A 291-nucleotide genomic window follows, 5' to 3' on the forward strand; every position below is an offset into this window, starting at 1 on the left:
CGATCGAATCCTGGTCGGCTACTGGTCGGACCAGCCGGATGGATTCCTGGTGGCCGCCGCCGCTGGCCTGGCCACTTCCCGGATCGGTCTGCTGCTGGCGCACCGCCCCGGTTTCGTCGCCCCGACCCTGGCCGCGCGCAAGCTGGCGACCCTCGAACACCTCCTCGACGGGCGCCTGGCGGTGCATATCATCAGCGGCGGCAGCGACGCCGACCAGCGCAAGGACGGCGATTATCTCGACCACGACCAGCGCTATGCCCGCAGCGACGAATTCATCGAACTGCTCAAGCG

At 68.4% G+C, this 291-nt stretch carries 1 protein-coding gene; it reads left to right on the plus strand.

Features of this window, described 5'->3' with window-relative positions:
- Positions 1-291 (plus strand): LLM class flavin-dependent oxidoreductase (locus ACLJNW_RS24450; protein ID WP_410961251.1); only part of this gene is annotated, 291 nt, incomplete at both ends.

This window comes from Salmonella sp. SAL4457 (assembly GCF_046548235.1).
Taxonomy (GTDB): Bacteria; Pseudomonadota; Gammaproteobacteria; order Enterobacterales; family Enterobacteriaceae; genus Salmonella; species Salmonella enterica.